16 protein-coding genes are annotated in these 17768 nt (G+C 66.5%); 11 read left to right on the plus strand and 5 right to left on the minus strand.

Annotated elements, in window-relative coordinates; genetic code table 11:
- Positions 1–55: 55 nt before the first annotated feature.
- From secY to V5F89_RS07385, 11 genes are all read left to right on the plus strand, one after another.
- Entirely contained in the window at positions 56–1420 is a 1365-nt protein-coding gene (gene secY, locus V5F89_RS07335; protein ID WP_338445008.1) for a preprotein translocase subunit SecY, read from the plus strand.
- 31 nt (positions 1421–1451) lie between these two features.
- Positions 1452–2096 carry an adenylate kinase gene (locus tag V5F89_RS07340; RefSeq protein ID WP_338445009.1) on the plus strand — a complete coding sequence of 215 codons (645 nt, stop codon included), beginning with the start codon at positions 1452–1454 and terminating at the stop codon, positions 2094–2096.
- Between the two features lie 97 nt (positions 2097–2193).
- Entirely contained in the window at positions 2194–2931 is a 738-nt protein-coding gene (locus tag V5F89_RS07345; protein ID WP_338445010.1) for an SRPBCC family protein, read from the plus strand.
- A gap of 365 nt (positions 2932–3296) precedes the next feature.
- Positions 3297–3665, plus strand: a complete 369-nt coding sequence (rpsM, locus tag V5F89_RS07350) for a 30S ribosomal protein S13 (RefSeq protein WP_338445011.1) — start codon at positions 3297–3299, stop codon at positions 3663–3665.
- A gap of 63 nt (positions 3666–3728) precedes the next feature.
- A complete protein-coding gene (gene rpsK, locus V5F89_RS07355; RefSeq protein WP_047805755.1) occupies positions 3729–4118 on the plus strand; it encodes a 30S ribosomal protein S11 in 390 nt (129 codons plus the stop codon).
- Positions 4119–4230: 112 nt separating this feature from the next.
- The gene (locus V5F89_RS07360; RefSeq protein ID WP_338445012.1) at positions 4231–5286 is read left to right on the plus strand and encodes a DNA-directed RNA polymerase subunit alpha; all 1056 of its coding nucleotides are present in this window, start codon (positions 4231–4233) and stop codon (positions 5284–5286) included.
- A gap of 172 nt (positions 5287–5458) precedes the next feature.
- Entirely contained in the window at positions 5459–5881 is a 423-nt protein-coding gene (gene rplQ / locus V5F89_RS07365) for a 50S ribosomal protein L17 (RefSeq protein WP_338445013.1), read from the plus strand.
- 161 nt (positions 5882–6042) lie between these two features.
- Positions 6043–7395, plus strand: a complete 1353-nt coding sequence (locus V5F89_RS07370; protein ID WP_338445014.1) for a serine hydrolase — start codon at positions 6043–6045, stop codon at positions 7393–7395.
- 76 nt (positions 7396–7471) lie between these two features.
- Entirely contained in the window at positions 7472–9637 is a 2166-nt protein-coding gene (locus V5F89_RS07375) for a prolyl oligopeptidase family serine peptidase (RefSeq protein WP_338445015.1), read from the plus strand.
- Between the two features lie 143 nt (positions 9638–9780).
- Positions 9781–10332 (plus strand): hypothetical protein, encoded by a 552-nt coding sequence (locus V5F89_RS07380; protein WP_338445016.1) that lies wholly within the window; start codon positions 9781–9783, stop codon positions 10330–10332.
- A gap of 109 nt (positions 10333–10441) precedes the next feature.
- Entirely contained in the window at positions 10442–11149 is a 708-nt protein-coding gene (locus V5F89_RS07385) for a hypothetical protein (RefSeq protein WP_338445017.1), read from the plus strand.
- A 24-nt stretch (positions 11150–11173) separates the two neighbouring features.
- Here V5F89_RS07385 and V5F89_RS07390 read toward each other — a convergent pair whose 3' ends face one another.
- The 5 genes from V5F89_RS07390 to odhB form a co-directional block, all read right to left on the minus strand.
- Positions 11174–11824, minus strand: coding sequence for a trimeric intracellular cation channel family protein (locus tag V5F89_RS07390; protein WP_338445018.1), 651 nt, complete (start codon positions 11822–11824; stop codon positions 11174–11176).
- A gap of 159 nt (positions 11825–11983) precedes the next feature.
- On the minus strand, positions 11984–13315 hold the full coding sequence (locus V5F89_RS07395) for an amidase family protein (RefSeq protein ID WP_338445019.1): 1332 nt from the start codon (positions 13313–13315) through the stop codon (positions 11984–11986).
- Positions 13316–13379: 64 nt separating this feature from the next.
- Positions 13380–14858, minus strand: a complete 1479-nt coding sequence (locus V5F89_RS07400) for a DUF4403 family protein (protein WP_338445020.1) — start codon at positions 14856–14858, stop codon at positions 13380–13382.
- 131 nt (positions 14859–14989) lie between these two features.
- Positions 14990–16393 carry a dihydrolipoyl dehydrogenase gene (gene lpdA, locus V5F89_RS07405; RefSeq protein ID WP_338445021.1) on the minus strand — a complete coding sequence of 468 codons (1404 nt, stop codon included), beginning with the start codon at positions 16391–16393 and terminating at the stop codon, positions 14990–14992.
- Positions 16394–16500: 107 nt separating this feature from the next.
- Positions 16501–17760 (minus strand): 2-oxoglutarate dehydrogenase complex dihydrolipoyllysine-residue succinyltransferase, encoded by a 1260-nt coding sequence (gene odhB / locus V5F89_RS07410; protein WP_338445022.1) that lies wholly within the window; start codon positions 17758–17760, stop codon positions 16501–16503.
- Between the last annotated feature and the right edge of the window lie 8 nt (positions 17761–17768).

Consider the following 17768-nt stretch of genomic DNA (forward strand, 5'->3'; position numbering starts at 1 on the left):
CTAGCCTTTCCGAGCCGGGAGGGTCCGGCGCCGAGTTAGGGCACAAGCATTTCTCATGGCATCACGCGCGGACAATATCGCGAGCAATCTCAGCCTCGCCAACTTCTCGAAGGCGACCGAGCTCAAGAACCGGATATGGTTCACTATCGGTGCGCTGGTCGTGTTCCGGTTTCTCAGCTTCGTTCCGCTGCCGGGTGTGAACCCGCTGGTGCTGCAGGACCTGTACGATACCGCGCGGGGCGGCATCCTCGATCTCTTCAACACGTTCTCGGGCGGTTCGCTGGAACGGATGAGCCTGATCGCGCTGGGCGTGATGCCGTACATCACCGCCTCGATCGTGGTGCAGCTCGCCGCCGCGCTCCATCCCTCGCTCGCTGCGCTCAAGAAAGAGGGCGCGACCGGGCGGCAGAAGCTCAACCAGTATACCCGATATGGCACGGTGTTCCTGTGCGCGATCCAGGGCTGGTTCCTCGCCTCCGGGCTTGAAGCCTATGCCGCGCAGAGCGGCCTGCAGGCGGTGGTCCAGCCGGGCATGATGTTCCGCGTGGGCGCCGTGGTCAGCCTGGTCGGCGGGACGATGTTCCTGCTGTGGCTGGGCGAGCAGATCACCAGCCGCGGGATCGGCAACGGCGTGTCGCTGATCATCATGGCCGGCATTGTCGCGCAGTTCCCGGGCTTTGCCGCGAACATGTTCGAAGGCGGCCGCAGCGGCTCGATCTCGCCGGTCATCATCGTCGGTTTCGTCGCGATGGTCGTGATCCTGATCCTGTTCATCTGCTTCATGGAGCGCGCGCAGCGGCGTCTGCTGATCCAGTATCCCAAGCGCGCGACCCAGCGCGGCGGAATGCAGGCCGATCGCAGCCACTTGCCGCTCAAGCTGAACACCGCCGGCGTGATCCCGCCGATTTTCGCCAGTTCCCTGCTGCTGCTGCCGCTGACGATCAGCCAGTTCGCGGGCAATCAGGTGGACACCGAAAGCACGTTCGGCAGCGTGATCGTCTGGCTCAACCAGTATCTGGCGCACGGGCAGCCGATCTACATGCTGCTCTATGCGATCGGGATCATCTTCTTCTGCTTTTTCTACACCGCCGTGGTCTTCAACCCGGAAGAGACGAGCGAGAACCTGAAGAAGAACGGCGGCTTCATTCCCGGCATTCGCCCGGGCAAGCGAACGGCCGATTACCTCGACTACGTTCTGACCCGCATTACCGTGATCGGCGCGATCTACCTGACCCTGGTCTGCGTGATCCCCGAATACATGATCGCGCAGACCGGCATTCCGCTGTTCCTTGGCGGCACCAGCCTGCTGATCGTGGTCAACGTCACGGTCGACACGATCAGCCAGATCCAGTCGCACCTGCTGGCACACCAGTACGGCGACCTGATCAAGAAAGCGAAGCTGAAAGGTCGCATGCGCTGATCGAAACCGCGAAGAAAATAGGGGAAGCGGCTTGGATATTATCCTTCTCGGGCCTCCGGGGGCAGGCAAGGGCACGCAGGCACAACGCCTGGAGCAGCGCCGCGGCATGCGGCAACTTTCGACCGGCGACATGCTGCGCGGTGCCGTCAGGGCGGGCACGCCGATCGGGATGAAGGCCAAGGCGGTGATGGACCGCGGCGAGCTGGTTTCCGACGAGATCGTCTCCGAACTGATCGATGCCGAGCTGACCGCGATGGGCGCCGAAGTGGGCGCGATCTTCGACGGCTATCCGCGCACCGCCGCGCAGGCCCGGTCGCTCGACGAGATCCTCGCCCGCCACGACCGGTCGCTCGACCATGTGATCGAGCTGGTGGTGGACGAAGATGCCCTGGTCGAACGGATCACCGGCCGTTTCACCTGCGCCAACTGCGGGGCGGGATACCACGATACGTTCAAGCAGCCGGCCAAGCCCGGCGTTTGCGACGAATGCGGCGGGACCGAGTTCAAGCGGCGCCCGGACGACAACGAGGAAACGGTCCGCACGCGAATGGTCGAATATCGCGCCAAGACCGCCCCGATCCTGCCGATCTACGACGAACGCGGAATCGTGAACCGCATCGACGGCATGGCGAGCATCGACGAGGTTACCGAAGCGATCGACGCCGTTCTCGGCTGACCGGACCGCCGTCGCGTCCGCCGCTGCGGTCGTGCGCCGGGGCTTTGCCTTCCCCGGCGGCTGTGAGATAGCGGCAGGGTGGAGGGAGAACATGCCGATGCCCAGATACTCGTTGCCCGCCATCCGGTGGCCCCGTCCGTCCGGCTGTCTCGCCGCGGTCTTCGGCGGCGTTCTCGCCTGTTCGGCGCCGGCTTCTGCCGAAGTGGTCGAGCGTGGCGACGATTCGTTCGTGGTCCGTGTCACCCGGACGGTCGAGGCCGGCCCGCGCGAGGCGTGGATGGCGCTGATCTCTCCGGCCAAGTGGTGGAGCGACGACCACACCTGGTCGGGCGATGCGGCCAATATGACTCTGACGCCGCAGGCGGGCGGCTGTTTCTGCGAACGGATCCCCGAAGTGGAGACGGCCGAGACCGTCGGTCTCGCCGGCAGCGTTCAGCACATGGAAGTGATCTATGCCGCGCCGGACAGCGCGCTTCGCCTGCGCGGCGCCCTGGGGCCGTTGCAGAGCGAGGCGGCGACCGGCGTTCTCACGATCGCTTTCGACAAAGCCGGGGAAGGCACCGCGATCACTTTCGAATATGTCGTCGGCGGTTATATGCGGTATGATACGGAAACGATCGCCAAGGCCGTCGACGGCGTGATGGCGCAGCAGATCGAGGGGCTGGCCGACCTGCTCGGCCCGCGCGACGGGCCGGCGGCGGACAAGGCCCAGGCAGATAAGGCCGAGACTGGCGAGGCGGATAGGGCAGATACGGCAGAGGAATCGGAAAGCGCCGCCGACACCCCGGGGCGGAAAAGCGTCGAAGACGCGTTCGGCGACATCTCCGGCGATTAGAGCCGTTTTCATTGAGACGGCAGCGGTCCGCCGCGATCCCGGTAAATTCCCGTTAGTCTTTTGACGCGGCCCAAAAGCTGATATACGCTGCGCTTGCATTATGGCCCCCCACCGCCCATATCGGGCGGCGTGTTCGTATGCGCGCGCATAGCGGTTGACGCGCGCGGCGAATCGCCCTAAGCGCGCTCTTCATTCGGCATTTGCGGGGTAGTTCGAGAGGCGGCAGCATGGAAAGCGCGCCATTCGGACTTTTTGCCATTTCCGGCATTCGTCTTTCGCCGATGAACGATAGCGATGAGATAGGGAAGGCCGCACGTTCGCCTGGCGAACCGGCAGGTCCGCCCCTGTGGAGCATGGAGAAGTAAGTGGCTCGTATTGCCGGGGTAAATATCCCCACCAACAAGCGCGTGATCATCGCGCTGACCTACATTCACGGTATCGGCCGCACCACGGCCGTGCAGATTGCCGACAAGCTCGGCATCGATCATTCCCGCCGCGTTCAGGACCTGAGCGATGCGGAGATCCTGCAGATCCGCGAAACGATCGACTCCGATTACCAAGTCGAAGGCGATCTTCGCCGCACCACCGCGATGAACATCAAGCGCCTGATGGACCTGCGTTCGTATCGCGGCCTGCGCCACCGCGCCGGCCTGCCCGTCCGCGGACAGCGCACGCACACCAATGCCCGCACCCGCAAGGGCAAGGCGAAGCCCATCGCGGGCAAGAAGAAGTAAGCGGAGGCTTTTCGCAAAGCTTCGCTTCCAGTCACTTCTTTTCAAGAACAGGATACCGAACCAATGGCACGCGAACCCGGCCGGATCAGGCGGCGCGACAAGAAGAACATTTCGAGCGGCGTCGCGCATATCAACGCCAGCTTCAACAACACCATGATCACCATCACCGACGCGCAGGGCAATGCGATCAGCTGGTCCAGCGCCGGCATGATGGGTTTCAAGGGCAGCCGCAAGTCGACGCCCTATGCCGCCCAGGTCGCTGCCGACGACGCGGGTAAGAAAGCCGCCGAGCACGGCGTGCGCACGCTGGAAGTCGAAGTGAAGGGCCCCGGATCGGGCCGCGAGAGCGCGCTGCGCGGTCTCGCCGCGGTCGGCTTCACGATCACTTCGATCCGCGACGTCACCCCGATCCCGCACAACGGGGTGAGGCCGTCGAAGCGTCGCCGCGTCTGATCCGTACCTGCCCGGCGGCCTGGCGCACGACGCGAGGCCGCCGACCCTGACGGACCGGACGCGCCCACCAGCGCAGCCGGTCCCGCCCGTATTCGAACCCTAGGGGAAATCCATGGCCGTCAACACCAAGAACTGGCAGGAACTCAAGAAGCCCAACAGCCTCGAAATCAAGGCCGTCGGCGACAAATCGCGCAAGGCCACTTTCGTCGCGGAACCCCTGGAGCGCGGCTTCGGCCTGACGCTCGGCAACGCGCTGCGCCGCGTGCTTCTCTCCAGCCTCCAGGGCGCGGCGATCACCTCGATCAAGATCGAGAACGTGCTGCACGAGTTCTCCTCGCTCGCCGGCGTGCGCGAGGACGTGACCGACATCGTGCTCAACGTCAAGCAGATCGCGCTCAAGATGGAAGGCGAAGGCCCCAAGCGGCTGCAGCTGAGCAAGACCGGCCCGGGCGAAGTCACCGCCGGCGATATCGCCGTGTCGGGCGATATCGAGGTGATGAACAAGGATCTGGTGATCTGCCATCTCGACGAAGGCGCGACGCTGAGCATGGAGCTGACCGCCGACACCGGCAAGGGCTATGTCCCCGCGGTGCAGAACCGTCCGGCCGATGCGCCGATCGGCCTGATCCCGGTCGACTCGCTCTATTCGCCGGTTCGCCAGGTCAGCTACAAGGTCGAGGCCGCCCGTGTCGGGCAGGAGCTCGACTTCGACAAGCTGAACCTCACGGTCGAAACCGACGGCACCGTCACCCCGGAAGATGCCGTGGCCTATGCCGCGCGCATCCTGCAGGACCAGCTGACGCTGTTCGTCCACTTCGAGGAAGGCATTCCGCAGCCGAGCTCGACCATGATCGGGCAGGCGGCGCAGCCGGAAGAAAGCGACGCCAACCAGCTCAACCGTTACCTGCTCAAGAAGGTCGACGAGCTCGAGCTGTCGGTGCGTTCGGCCAATTGCCTCAAGAACGACAACATCATCTATATCGGCGACCTGGTCCAGAAGACCGAGGCCGAGATGCTCCGCACGCCGAACTTCGGCCGCAAGTCGCTGAACGAGATCAAGGAAGTGCTCTCGTCGATGGGTCTGCGCCTCGGCATGGACATCCCCGGCTGGCCGCCGGAGAACATCGAGGAAATGGCCAAGAAGCTCGAACAGGAACTGCTTGGCTGATGAATAGCGTGAGCCCCGGCGAAGGCCGGGGCCTCGGGCCACTGGCGCTTCGCCTGCTGCCTGAGGTCCCCGCCTTCGCGGGGACACGCGACCCGAGGGCAAACGGCCGACCCGCAATTCGGCCAGGACCGGGCTACCTCATACGGGCCCCTTACGAACGGAGTAACGAGAAATGCGTCACAAGATTTCCGGCCGCAAGCTGCAGCGCAAGACCGGGCACCGCAAGGCCCTGTTCCGCAACATGGCGGCGGCGCTGATCAAGCACGAGCAGATCCTGACCACGGCCCCCAAGGCCAAGGAACTGCGCCCCTATGTCGAAAAGCTGATCACGCTGGCCAAGCGCGGCGGCCTCAGCAATCGCCGCCTGGCGATGAGCCGCCTGGGCGACGAGACGCAGCTCAGGAAGCTGTTCGACGTTCTCGCCGAACGCTATGCCGACCGCGAGGGCGGCTATACCCGCGTGATCAAGGCCGGCTATCGCGAAAGCGACGCGGCGCAGATGGCGGTGATCGAACTGGTCGACCGCGATGTCGAGGCGAAGGGCCAGGATTCGGGCCCCGTCACGAGCGACGAGGACGATCTCGAAGACGCCTGAGGCAAAAGGTGAGTCCCCGCGAAGGCGGGGACCTCGTGCAACAAGCGCTTCTCGAATTGCCTGAGGTCCCCGCCTGCGCGGGGACTCGCGCGAAGGGCCGCGGGGGAAACTCTGCGGCCCTTTCGTTTGACTGCGCGCAAACGCGTGGCACAAGACGGCGCATGATCCGCCATATCCTCGCCGCAGCCGCGCTTCTCGCCCCCATACCCGCACTCGCGCAGAGCCAGCAGGAGGCGCTCGACGCCCGCTACGACCGCGCGCTGGCCGCCGGGTACAAGGCGCTGTTCCTGTGCAGCGCCATCGCCAATGCGGAGCGCGCGGGGGCGGAGCGGACGCCCGAAAGCGTGACGGAATGGGAACTGGCGGGCATTCAGGCCCCGCTCGATACGATCGTGCCCGATCTGCCATTCGAAGTCGTTCGGGGCCAGGGGGACGGGCAGGTCAGCCACGTCAGGGTCGCGTGGGCCGACGACATGCCCCCGCGCATCGCCGATCACGATTCGCAGCGAGGCTGCCACCTGCTGCCGATCGGGGGCGGGCTACCGCCGATCGACACCGTGCGAACGGCCGAGCCGGCCCCGTCCGCGCCGCTCGTCGCGCCGCCAGGCACGGCTCTGGCGCGGGCGATGCGGGCAGGCTTTTCGCCGCAGTACGGCGAAGGAACGCGCACGACGGCGGTGCTGGTGCGCCGCGACGGCGAAACCCTGGGCGAAATCTATGCCGACGGATTCGGTCCCGACGTGCCGCAGCGCACCTGGTCGGTGGCGAAAAGCATCGCGGCGACTCTCGTCGGTGCCGCCGTCCAGCGCGGAGATGTGGACACGGCGCAACCGGCCGGGCTGGGCCAGGGGCCGGCCGACGCGCGTTCGCGGATCACGATCGATCACCTGCTGCGCATGGCCTCGGGCCGCTATTCCGACACCGCGGGCAATCGCACCGATCCGGTCTATTTCGGCGGCGCGAGCGTCGACGAGCGCGCCGCAACCTGGCCGCTGATCCATCCCCCCGGCACCGTCTATCGCTATGCCAACAACGACACGCTGATGGCGATCAAGGCGATCGAGGGCACGTTCGAACAGAACCCGCCCGAAGCGTTCTTCGCCCGTCTCGGCATGACGGACACGGTGGCGGAGCGCGACTGGCAGGGGAATTACATCCTTTCCAGCCAGGTCTGGTCGACCGCGCGCGATCTCGCCACGCTCGGGCAGCTCTATCTGGACGACGGGATGTGGAACGGCGAGCGCGTGCTGCCCGAAGGCTGGGCGCGCTATGTCTCCAGCCCGAGCGGCCCGCAGCCCGATGGGCCGTTCGGCTATGGCGCCGGCTTCTGGCTGTTCAACGACAGCGACGGCGTGCCGCCCGACACTTACGCCGCGATGGGCAACCGAGGGCAGTTCGTGGTCATCGTGCCCAGTCGGGACGTGGTGATCGTCCGCCGCGGGGAGGATCCGGCGGGGACGCGCTTCGACATCGCGGCGTTCACCCGCGACGTGCTCGCGGCGACGGCGGATTAGCCGGTCCGTTTCGATTGCAAACGGGCGCGTGACGGTTACATCGGCAACCATCGAACAGGCTCTTCGGGAGATCACAATGCGCCTCCGTTCCGCCGCGCTTGCGGCATCTGCACTCACGCTTGCCATCGCCGCCCCGCTTTCCGCTCAAGAGGTTCCCTTGCCCGAATACCCCGAGACCCGCACCGGCGAGGTGGTCGAAACGCTGTTCGGCGAAGAGATCGCCGATCCTTATCGCTGGCTGGAGGCGGACGTGCGCAACGATGCGCAAGTCGCCGCCTGGGTAAAGACGCAGAGCGAATTTACCGACGCCTATCTCAAGGCCCTGCCTGCGAACGAGTGGTTCAAACAGCGGATCGGCGCGCTGCTGGATTACGAGCGCTTTGGCATCCCGCAGAAGGCGGGCGAATACTATTTCTACACCCGTAACAGCGGCTTGCAGAACCAGAGCCCGCTTTACGTTCGCCACGGCCTCGATGCCGAGCCGCGCCTGCTGATCGATCCCAATACCTGGGCGGACGACGGCGCGACCGCGCTCGCCGGGTGGGAGCCTTCCGAAGACGGCACGCGGCTGGCCTATGCCGTGCAGGACGGCGGGACCGACTGGCGCATCATCCGCGTGCTCGACGTCGAGACGGGCGAGCCGCTGGAGGACGAGATCCGCTGGGCCAAGTTCACCGGCATTTCATGGCTGGGCAACAAGGGCTTCTTCTATTCGCGCTTCCCGGAGCCGGAGGAAGGGCAGGATTTCCAGGCGCTCAATTACAACCAGGCGGTCTGGTATCACGAGCTGGGCACGCCGCAGTCGCAGGATCGCATGGTCTTCGCGACGCCCGACCACCCCGAGCGCGGCCACGGCCTCGGCGTGTCCGACGACGGGCGTTGGGGCTTCGTCATCAGCTCGCTGGGCACCGATGCCAAGTACGAAGTCCATGTGATCGACTTTGCCGATGAAAGCGGCGCGTGGCAGGCGCGCCCGCTGGTGACCGGGTTCGAGAACGCGTGGAACCCGATCGACACGATCGGCACGCGGGCATTCTTCGTCACCAACAAGGATGCGCCGCGCTATCGCATCGTCACGACCGACCTTTCCGCCGCCACGCCGGAGTGGACGACCGTGGTGCCCGAAAGCGAGCAGCCGATCGACAGCGCGTCGATCGTCGGCGACAAGCTGATCGTCACCTATCTGAAAGACGCGACGACACGCGCCGCGGTGTTCGACCTGCAGGGCAATCCGCTCGACGATATCGCGCTGGGCGAACTGGGAACGGCCGGCGGGTTCGGCGGCAAGTCGGGCGACCCGGAAACGTTCTATACGTTTACCAGCTTCAACCGGCCCGGCACGATCTATCGGCTGAACGTCGACACCGGCGAGACGAGCACCTTTGCCGCGCCGGAACTGACGTTCGATCCCGACCGCTTCGTTACCGAGCAGAAGTTCTACACCTCGAAGGATGGCACCCGGGTGCCGATGTTCATCGTCCGCCGCAAGGACGTGACCGGTCCGGCGCCGACGCTGCTTTACGGCTATGGCGGGTTCGACGTTTCGCTGACGCCCGGGTTCTCCGCCTCGCGCATGGCCTGGCTTCAGGCCGGGGGCGTGTTCGCGCTCGCCAATATTCGCGGCGGCGGCGAATATGGCAAGGCTTGGCACGATGCCGGCCGCCTGGCGAACAAGCAGAACGTGTTCGACGATTTCATCGCCGCCGGCGAATATCTGAAGGCGAACGGCTATACGAGCGATGGCGGGCTGGCGATCCAGGGCGGGTCCAACGGCGGCCTGCTGGTCGGCGCGGTGGTCAACCAGCGGCCCGACCTGTTCGATGCGGCCAATGCCGCCGTGGGCGTGATGGACATGCTGCGTTTCAATCGCTGGACGGCCGGACGGTACTGGGTGGACGATTACGGCGACCCTTCGAAAGAGGCCGATTTCCGCATCCTGCGCGCCTATTCCCCCTATCACAACATCCGGTCGGGCGTGGACTATCCGGCGATCCTGGTCACCACGGCGGATACCGACGACCGCGTGGTGCCGGGGCACAGCTTCAAATATGCCGCCGCGCTCCAGGCCGCCGATCTGGGCAGCAAGCCGCGGCTGATCCGCATCGAGACGCGGGCGGGCCACGGCAGCGGCAAGCCGACCGACAAGGCGATCGAGGAAGGGGCCGACGTGCTCGGCTTCCTCGCCCACTGGACCGGCCTCGAAACGCCCGCCGCGGAAACGAGCGAAGCCGGCGCCGAATAGGCTGCAGGACAGCGGCGTTCAGGTTAAGCCCCCTTTTCCTGAACTCCCGCTGTCTTGCCAGTTCAGCCTCGTCTCACGGCCCGTGTTCTACAACGGCACGCGTGATCCGGAGCAATCCCGTTCCGGCCAGCGAGGAAAGAGCCATGAAGACCATTACCAAAGCCCTGGTCGGGACCGTCGCGGCAGGCGCGATGGCGATGACTTCGGCCGCCCCCGCAATGGCGCGGGACCATGACGACGGAATCGACGCCGGCGACGTGATCGCCGGGGCCGTGATTATCGGCGGCATTGCCGCCCTTGCCGGTGCGTTCGACGGCGACGACCGGCGCGATCGTTACCGCGACCGCCGCGGATATCGCTACGGCGCGCGGGGTGCGGTCCAGCGCTGCGTCGCCGCGGTGGAGAACGATGCGCGCCGCTATGGCTATCGTTCCGCGAATGTGACCGAAATTCGCGATGTGGACGGCCGCCGGGGGAACTTGCGCGTGCGGGGCCGGCTCGTGGTCGATGGCCGCTACGGCCGCTATGACCGTTACGATCGCTACGACAGGTATGACCGCTATGACCGCTATGACCGCCGCGGTTATGGCCGCTACGACCGCAACCGGGGTTACGACCGTGGCAAGTTCACCTGCCGCATCAGCCGCGGGCGGGTTTACGACATCGACTACAGTGGTATCCGCGGTCTTCGCTAAGGATATCCGGGGGAAGCGCCGGCGTTCCGGGTGGCGACATGCCGGATCGCCCGGCCCGCGCCCGAACGCCGGCCCGGTCCGCATTTTTGTATGTAACAGGTTCACGCCCATGATTCGTCACCGCAAACCGACCTTCGCCTTTGCCGGGCTTGCCGCGCTGTCGATGGCCGCCGCGCCCGTTGCCGCGCCCGTTGCTGCGGCGGAGCTTCCCGCGCCGGGCCCGGTCGGTGCCGCGCAGGCCGATCCGGCATGGGGCGACGCCGGCGTGATTGCGGAGCGATCGCGCTGGCATCACCGGCGCGACCGCCACCGGCATCGTCATCATCGCCACCGCGACAGGGGAATCGACGCCGGCGACGTGATTGCCGGGGCCCTGATCCTGGGCGGCATCGCCGCGGTGGCGAGTTCGATCGACAACGACCGATACGAGCCGCGACGCGACTATCGCTCGCCCGACCGGGGGTATCGCGGCGACGGTCTCGACCGTGCGGCCGACATGTGCGTCGCGGAAATCGAGCGCGATGCGCGGGTGGCCTCGGTCGACGGGGTCGATCGCACATCCCGGGGCTGGCAGGTTCGCGGAACGCTCTACGACGGGCAAGCCTTCACCTGCCGCATCGGAAACGACGGGCGGATCGAGGATATCGATTACGGCCGGCGCGGCGTGACCTATCGGACGCAGGCGCGCAATGGACAACATAGCGACGAGGTCTATTCGGCCGCCTGGAACAATGCGGACGGGCCGCCTGCTTCCGCCGCCCGTCCGGCCTATCCCGGCGGTCCGCTGCCGGGCGAACCGGGTTACGACGATTACTGATCGCGCGCCGGGTCGCGCGCGGGTTCAGCTTTCCCCGTCCCCGTCCCTGCGTTTGCGCTCACGCTCGCGATAGCCGGGCAGGGCGAGCTGCCACTGGATCGCCGCGCCGCGCAGGGCGAAGCCGGCGACCCAGGCGATGCCCCAGATCCACGCCGGCCCGAATCCGGCGACGCTGCCGGCGACCGTCAGCCCGGCGGATAGCGCCGCTGCCGTGACGTAGAGTTCGGGCCGCATGATGATCGAGGGGACCCCTGCGATCACATCGCGCACGACGCCGCCCGCGCATCCCGTCACCACGCCCAGAACCGCAGCGGGCAGGGGATCGACTCCGAACGCCAGGGCCTTGGCGGCGCCGAGCACGGCAAAGGCCGCAAGCCCCGCGGCGTCGGCCCATTCCAGCAAGCTCCCCTCCCACCAGCGGCGCGGGGTGAACCAGGCGGCCAGTGCCGTTCCGAACACCACCAGCGCCACCCACGGATCGCGCAGCCAGAAGGCCGGCGCGCCGATCAGCATGTCGCGCAACGAGCCGCCCCCCACGCCGGTCACCAGCGCGAAGAATGCCATCGTGACGAATGTCTGCCGCAAGCGCGCGGCGAGCAGCGCGCCGGTCAGCGCGAAGATCGCGGTGCCCGCAAGGTCGAGGATCGGGGGCAGGGCGGGGGTCGCAGTGAACATGGCGCAAGGCCTTAGGCGCCTTTGTCCGGCGAGGGAACGGCGGAGCGGCACGGGAGATTCTTGCGGTTCGGGCCATAAACCTGAAGTCAGGTTTATATAAAACCGCGGCGAACGCCTCGCTCGTCGCCCGGACGCGGCCGGACCCTGCGCGGCGGAGGGTCAGCCGTGGAGCACTTCGCCGATCGCCTTGGCTGCGGCGATGCAGCCGAGATCGTGCCAACGCGGGCCGATCACCTGCATCCCGCACGGCAGCCCCTCGCTCTCGCCCACCGGCAGCACGGTCGACGGCAGGTTGGGGAACGTCGCGATGCCGGCCCAGGCCAATGCCGCGCCGGCGCTTTCCTCGCGCCCGTTGATCGTCAGCGTGCCGTCGAACACGCGCGTTTCGCTGTGCGGCAGGGCCAGCACGGGGGCCGGCGGGGCGATCACGAAATCGTATCGGTCGAACAGCGCGCGCCACGCGCTTTCGTTTTGCGCCTGGGCATCGAGCAGGTCGAACCAGTCGGTCGCGCTCGCGCGCTTGCCGTCGGGCGCGGGCATGCCGCGGGCGAGCGCGATGTTGAGCATCTTCATATAGCTGCGCTGTTGCGCGGCGAGGTCGGGCAGCAGATCGCTCGCGCGGTCGATGTGGACGCCCGCCGCTTCCAGCGCAGCCGCGGCCGCCTCGATCGGGCGAAGAACGGCATTGTCCACCGGGCTGCCGGGATAGTCGGTCACCAGCAGCATCCTGCACCCCGCCAGCGGGCGGATCTGTTCGGGCAGCGCGATAGTGGCGGTGAGGCGCAGGAGCAGGCTCAGATCGTCGGCATTGCGGGCGATCGGGCCTGCCACGCCGAGCGCGACTTCGGCCCGCTCGTCCTGGCCCAGCATGGGATGGGCATGGCCGCGCATCGGCACCAGGCCCCAGCTCGTCTTGTGGCCCCATACGCCGCAGAAATGCGCCGGCACGCGCACCGACCCGCCGATATCGGAGCCGTAGTCGCACGGGACCATGCCGCTCGCCACCGCCGCCGCCGCGCCTCCGGACGAGCCGCCGGGGCTGCGCGCGGTGTCGTGCGGATTGCGTGTGCGCCCGTAAACCGGATTACGCGATTGCCAGTCCGCAAGATCGGGCGGAACGTTGGTCTTGCCGACGAAAATCGCGCCCGCTGCCTTGAGCCGCTCGACCACGAAGGAATCGCGCTGCGCGATATTGTCGGCAAAACGTTCGTGGCCCCAGCAGGTGGGAAGCCCGGCAATGTCGAAGCTTTCCTTGATCGTCATCGGCACGCCGAACAGCGGCTGGTCGTCGCCCGGAACCTGGCCGTCGAGCGCCTCGGCGGCAGTGCGCGCGCGTTCGAAATCGCACACGACGACCGCGTCGATCTGCATGTCGCGATCCTCGATCCGGGCGATCGCGGCATCGACCGCTTCGCGCGGCGACAGTTCGCCCGCGCGAATCTGCGCCGCCAGCGCAATGGCGCCGGGCTGATCGGTCAGTGTCGGTATCATTCGAAGCTGTCTCCCGTTTGCCGCCGCAGCATGGGCAAACGGGCTCGATTTGCAAGCGCGGCGATCAACGCGGTGCGAGGGTGATCGATGCCGTCCCGGTTCCGCGGACCGGCAGGTAGAGCCCTTGCCCGGCAGCGGTGAGCCGGCCGGTCTGCACGTCTTCGATCGTTGCGCGGATCAGCAGGTCGCCTTCGCGCTTGTTATCGATCGCACGCTCGATCTTGGCGAGGAGTTCGTCGTAGTCGTCCTCGAAATTCTGCGCGAGCGCCCGCGCGATCGTCTGCGAAAAGCCCGGCGAGTTGGCGAGGTCGAGCAACAGATCCGCACCCGCGCGGTCGGTATCGCCGGTGATTTCGAGATCGCGGAACGAAACTTTGCGCGAATTCCTTGCGTTGACGGGGCGCGCCGTCAACCAGACCGTGCCGCTGGCCGAGCCGATCGTGCGATCGCGCGGCGTTGCGGCGAACGTGACGCCCACCGCCAGACGACCGCCGGGCGCGCCATAGGCCTCGACTTTGCCGAAACGCGCGTCTACCGCGCCGATCCCGGGGAGAGTGAAGGGCCGCTGCGCGCGCTTCGCCAGGGCCTCGGCAATTACCGGTTCGAGCTGGGCATAGTCCGCGATGACCGGAATGAAGAACACCAGCTTGCCCGGCTCCCCGTCAAGTTCCTCGAGCGGGGGCAGCGGCGTGGCAGGCGGATCGGCGGGCCGGTCGCCGACGAAAGTTTCGGTGCGGGCTTTCAGGCCGAGTTGCAGCTCGATCCGTTTGCCGGAGAGAGTGAAGCCGCCGTATTGCAGCTCCTGCGGGGCGATGCGCATCCACACCGGCGGGTTCGATTCGTTGAGCTGGAGCGAGGTGAAAGCCTTTTTCCAGAGCCGCTCGACCTCGCCGCGAAGCTGCACTTTTGCGATTTCGCGTGGCAGTGAGCGTTCCAGCCGCGCCACCACATCCTTGAGCCTGGCGTCCGCTTCGCTGGTGAATTCGATGCGCTGGCCCAGAAAGTCTATGTGCGGCGGATCGGTCCAGTCGTACCGGATGTCGACTGTGCCGCGCGGGCTCCAGTCCCGGTTGAGCGCGATGTCGACCACGGCGCGCACCTGTGCATCGGCGGTTGCGGTTTCCTGCTTCAGCACGCCGCCAATATCCTGGGCGCGCACTTCGGCGTGGATCGGCATCGTAACCACGATCTGTTGTCCGCGCCCTTCGAATGTCAGCCGCCCTCGTGTCACACGGCCGACGATGTCGCACTCGATCCGCGGCGTCTTCAGCTTGACGAAAGCGACCTTGACCCGTTCGGAGGCGATGCAGGTTTCGTCCTTGCGGTTGATCGTCCACAACGTGCGCGGCCCTTCGCGCTCGAGAGCGGTGCCGAGCGCGGACAGATCGGCGGTGACCGGCACGGCAATCACGGACGATTGCGGCGGGATCTCGATGGTGCTCTGCGCCCGCGGGGGAGGGCCGGCGGGCGCATCCTTCTTGCAGCCCGCCAGGGCAAACGCGGCCACGAGCACCGCCCAGGCGGCATTTCGACCAGACGCCATCGATATCTGCATCCTGCTACTCTGGAGGCAGATATACCTTTTTATTCAGGCGCTTCCAGTGCGAAACATCGGCCTTGCCCTCAATGCGGCAAACAGCTCCGGTTGCCCACTGCTGTCCCGGCGCCAGATCGTCAGATGTGGATCGGCTTGCTGGTCACCGCCATCGCGGCTTCCTTGATCGCCTCCGAATGCGTCGGGTGGGCGTGGCAGGTGTAGGCGATGTCCTCGCTCGTCGCGCCGAACTCCATCGCCTGGGCGGCCTGGGCAATCATCGTGCCCGCGACGCTGGCGATGCACCATACGCCGAGCACGCGGTCGGTCTCCGCATCGGCGATGACTTTCACGAAACCGTCGGGTTCGTGGTTGGTCTTGGCGCGGCTGTTGGCGAGCATCGGGAACTTGCCGACCTTGACCTTGCCCTTCCCTTTCGCCTGCTCCTCGGTCAGGCCGACGCCGGCGATTTCGGGCCAGGTGTAGACGACGCTGGGGATCACGTCGTGGTTCACGATCCCCGTCTGGCCGGCGATATTCTCCGCCACGGCAATCCCTTCGTCTTCGGCCTTGTGCGCCAGCATGGGGCCGGGGATCACGTCGCCGATCGCCCAGACGCCGTCGACCGCGGTGCGGAATTCGTGATCGGTCTCGATCTGCCCGCGTTCGTTGGTCTCCAGCCCGATCGCGTCGAGGCCCAGGCCCTCGGTATTGGGCTTGCGGCCGATCGACACCAGCACGCAGTCGGCCTCGATCGTCTCGGCCTCGCCGCCTTGCGACGGCTCGACCGTCAGCGTGGCTTTCTTGCCCTTCACGGTGCAGCCGGTGACCTTGTGCGAGAGCTTCAGCTCCATGCCCTGCTTCTTGAAGATCTTGCCCGCTTCCTTGCGCACGTCGCCGTCCATTCCGGGCAGGAGCTGGTCGAGAAACTCGACCACGGTGACCTCCGCCCCCAGCCGGCGCCAGACGGAACCAAGCTCCAGCCCGATCACCCCGCCGCCGATGACGACCATCTTCTTCGGCACTTTGGGCAGCTCCAGCGCGCCGGTGCTGTCGACCACGACGCCCTTGGCATTGTCGACCTCGACATTGGGCAGCGGGGTGACCGAAGACCCGGTGGCGATGACCACGTTCTTCGCGGTCACCGTCTCGTCGCCGACCTTGACCGTGTGCGCATCCTGGAACGTGGCGTGGCCGCTCTTCCAGTCGATCTTGTTCTTCTTGAACAGGAAGGCGACGCCCTTGGTCAGCCCCTCGACCGCGTCGCGGCGCTGCGCGTGCATGGTGTCGAGATTGAGCTTGGGCGACACTTCGATACCCATGGCCTTCATCGCGCCGCCGCTCGCCGCCTCGAAATACTCGGAGGCGTGGAGCATCGCCTTCGACGGGATGCAGCCGACGTTGAGGCACGTGCCGCCCAGCGTCTCGCGGCTTTCGGCGCAGGCCGTCTTCAGCCCGAGCTGCGCCGCGCGGATCGCGGCGACGTAGCCGCCGGGGCCGGCACCGATGACGAGGACGTCGTAGTCGTAGTTCTGGTCAGCCATTTCGGCTTCTTCCTTCCGTTGCCATTCCCGCGAGGCCGGGAACCCATGGAGTGACGCCGGACCCTGGATCCCCGCTTTGCGGAGAAGACACAAGGGTGGGTCGGAACTTACAAATCGATCAGCATCCGGGTCGGATCCTCGATCGCTTCCTTGATGATCTTGAGCGCGGTGACGGCTTCGCGCCCGTCGATCAGGCGGTGGTCGTAGCTGAGCGCGATATACATCATCGGGCGGATTTCGACTTTGCCGTCGATCGCGACCGGCCGATCCTCGATCCGGTGCAGACCGAGCACCGCGCTTTGCGGCGGGTTGATGATCGGGGTGCTCATCAGCGATCCGAACACACCGCCGTTGGAGATCGTGAAAGTGCCGCCCTTCATGTCGTCCATCGTCAGCGTGCCGTCGCGCGCACGCTTGCCGAAGTCGGCAATGTCCTTCTCGATCTGCGCGAAGCCCTTGGCCTGCGCATCGCGGATCACCGGCACGACCAGCCCGTTGGGTGCGCTGACCGCAACCGAGATGTCGACGTAGTCGTGATAGACGATCTCGTCGCCTTCGATATAGGCGTTGACCGAGGGCACGTCCTTCAGCGCAAGGCAGGCGGCCTTGGCGAAAAAGCCCATGAAGCCGAGCTTGATGTCGTGCTTCTTGGCGAACAGGTCCTTGTACTTCTCGCGCGCCTCGATCACCGCGCTCATGTCGCAGTCGTTGAAGGTGGTGAGCAGCGCCGCATTCTCCTGCGCGCCTTTCAGCCGCCGGGCGATGGTCTGGCGCATGCGCGTCATCTTGACGCGCTCCTCGCGCCGCTCGCCAGTGGCGGCGGGCGCGGGGCTGGCCGCTTTCGCCTGGTCGGGCGCGGCATCCTCGACCGTGCCGCCGTCCGATTTCTTCGCCTCTGCGGCGGCGAGGACATCTTCCTTGGTCAGGCGGCCGTCCTTGCCGGTGCCCTTGATCGTGCTGGGGTCCACCCCGTGTTCCAGCACCGCGCGGCGCACGGCGGGGGACAGGGTCTGGGTGTCGCCCGGCGCGGCCTCCTTGGCTGCCGCCGGGGGAGGGGAGGAAGCCTTGGTCTCGGCCTGCGCGGCATCCTGTTCGCGCGGGGCGACTTTGGTGCTTTCGCCCGCGGCAACGTCGTCCTCGACCGTCGCGATCACCGCGCCGACTTCGACCGTGTCGCCGACTTCCGCCTTGAGCTCGCCGATCACGCCGGCGACCGGGGAGGGAACCTCGACCGCGACTTTGTCGGTTTCGAGGCTGGCGATCGGTTCGTCGACTTTCACCGGGTCGCCGGGTTTCTTCAGCCACTCGCCGATCGTGCCTTCGGTAACCGATTCGCCCAGGGTGGGGACTTTGACTTCGCTGGCCATTTTCGCGT

It is taken from the genome of Pelagerythrobacter marensis (assembly GCF_036700095.1).
Lineage (GTDB): Bacteria > Pseudomonadota > Alphaproteobacteria > Sphingomonadales > Sphingomonadaceae > Pelagerythrobacter > Pelagerythrobacter marensis_A.

Excerpts from the sequence above, each read along its gene's own strand:
- V5F89_RS07370 (WP_338445014.1), top strand. The coding sequence starts at position 6,043 with ATGATCCGCCATATCCTCGCCGCAGCCGCGCTTCTCGCCCCCATACCC.
- V5F89_RS07345 (WP_338445010.1), top strand. The coding sequence starts at position 2,194 with ATGCCCAGATACTCGTTGCCCGCCATCCGGTGGCCCCGTCCGTCCGGC.
- V5F89_RS07395 (WP_338445019.1), bottom strand. The coding sequence starts at position 13,315 with ATGATACCGACACTGACCGATCAGCCCGGCGCCATTGCGCTGGCGGCG.
- lpdA (WP_338445021.1), bottom strand. The coding sequence starts at position 16,393 with ATGGCTGACCAGAACTACGACTACGACGTCCTCGTCATCGGTGCCGGC.
- V5F89_RS07400 (WP_338445020.1), bottom strand. The coding sequence starts at position 14,858 with ATGGCGTCTGGTCGAAATGCCGCCTGGGCGGTGCTCGTGGCCGCGTTT.
- rpsK (WP_047805755.1), top strand. The coding sequence starts at position 3,729 with ATGGCACGCGAACCCGGCCGGATCAGGCGGCGCGACAAGAAGAACATT.
- secY (WP_338445008.1), top strand. The coding sequence starts at position 56 with ATGGCATCACGCGCGGACAATATCGCGAGCAATCTCAGCCTCGCCAAC.
- V5F89_RS07375 (WP_338445015.1), top strand. The coding sequence starts at position 7,472 with ATGCGCCTCCGTTCCGCCGCGCTTGCGGCATCTGCACTCACGCTTGCC.
- odhB (WP_338445022.1), bottom strand. The coding sequence starts at position 17,760 with ATGGCCAGCGAAGTCAAAGTCCCCACCCTGGGCGAATCGGTTACCGAA.
- V5F89_RS07390 (WP_338445018.1), bottom strand. The coding sequence starts at position 11,824 with ATGTTCACTGCGACCCCCGCCCTGCCCCCGATCCTCGACCTTGCGGGC.
- V5F89_RS07360 (WP_338445012.1), top strand. The coding sequence starts at position 4,231 with ATGGCCGTCAACACCAAGAACTGGCAGGAACTCAAGAAGCCCAACAGC.
- rplQ (WP_338445013.1), top strand. The coding sequence starts at position 5,459 with ATGCGTCACAAGATTTCCGGCCGCAAGCTGCAGCGCAAGACCGGGCAC.
- V5F89_RS07380 (WP_338445016.1), top strand. The coding sequence starts at position 9,781 with ATGAAGACCATTACCAAAGCCCTGGTCGGGACCGTCGCGGCAGGCGCG.
- V5F89_RS07385 (WP_338445017.1), top strand. The coding sequence starts at position 10,442 with ATGATTCGTCACCGCAAACCGACCTTCGCCTTTGCCGGGCTTGCCGCG.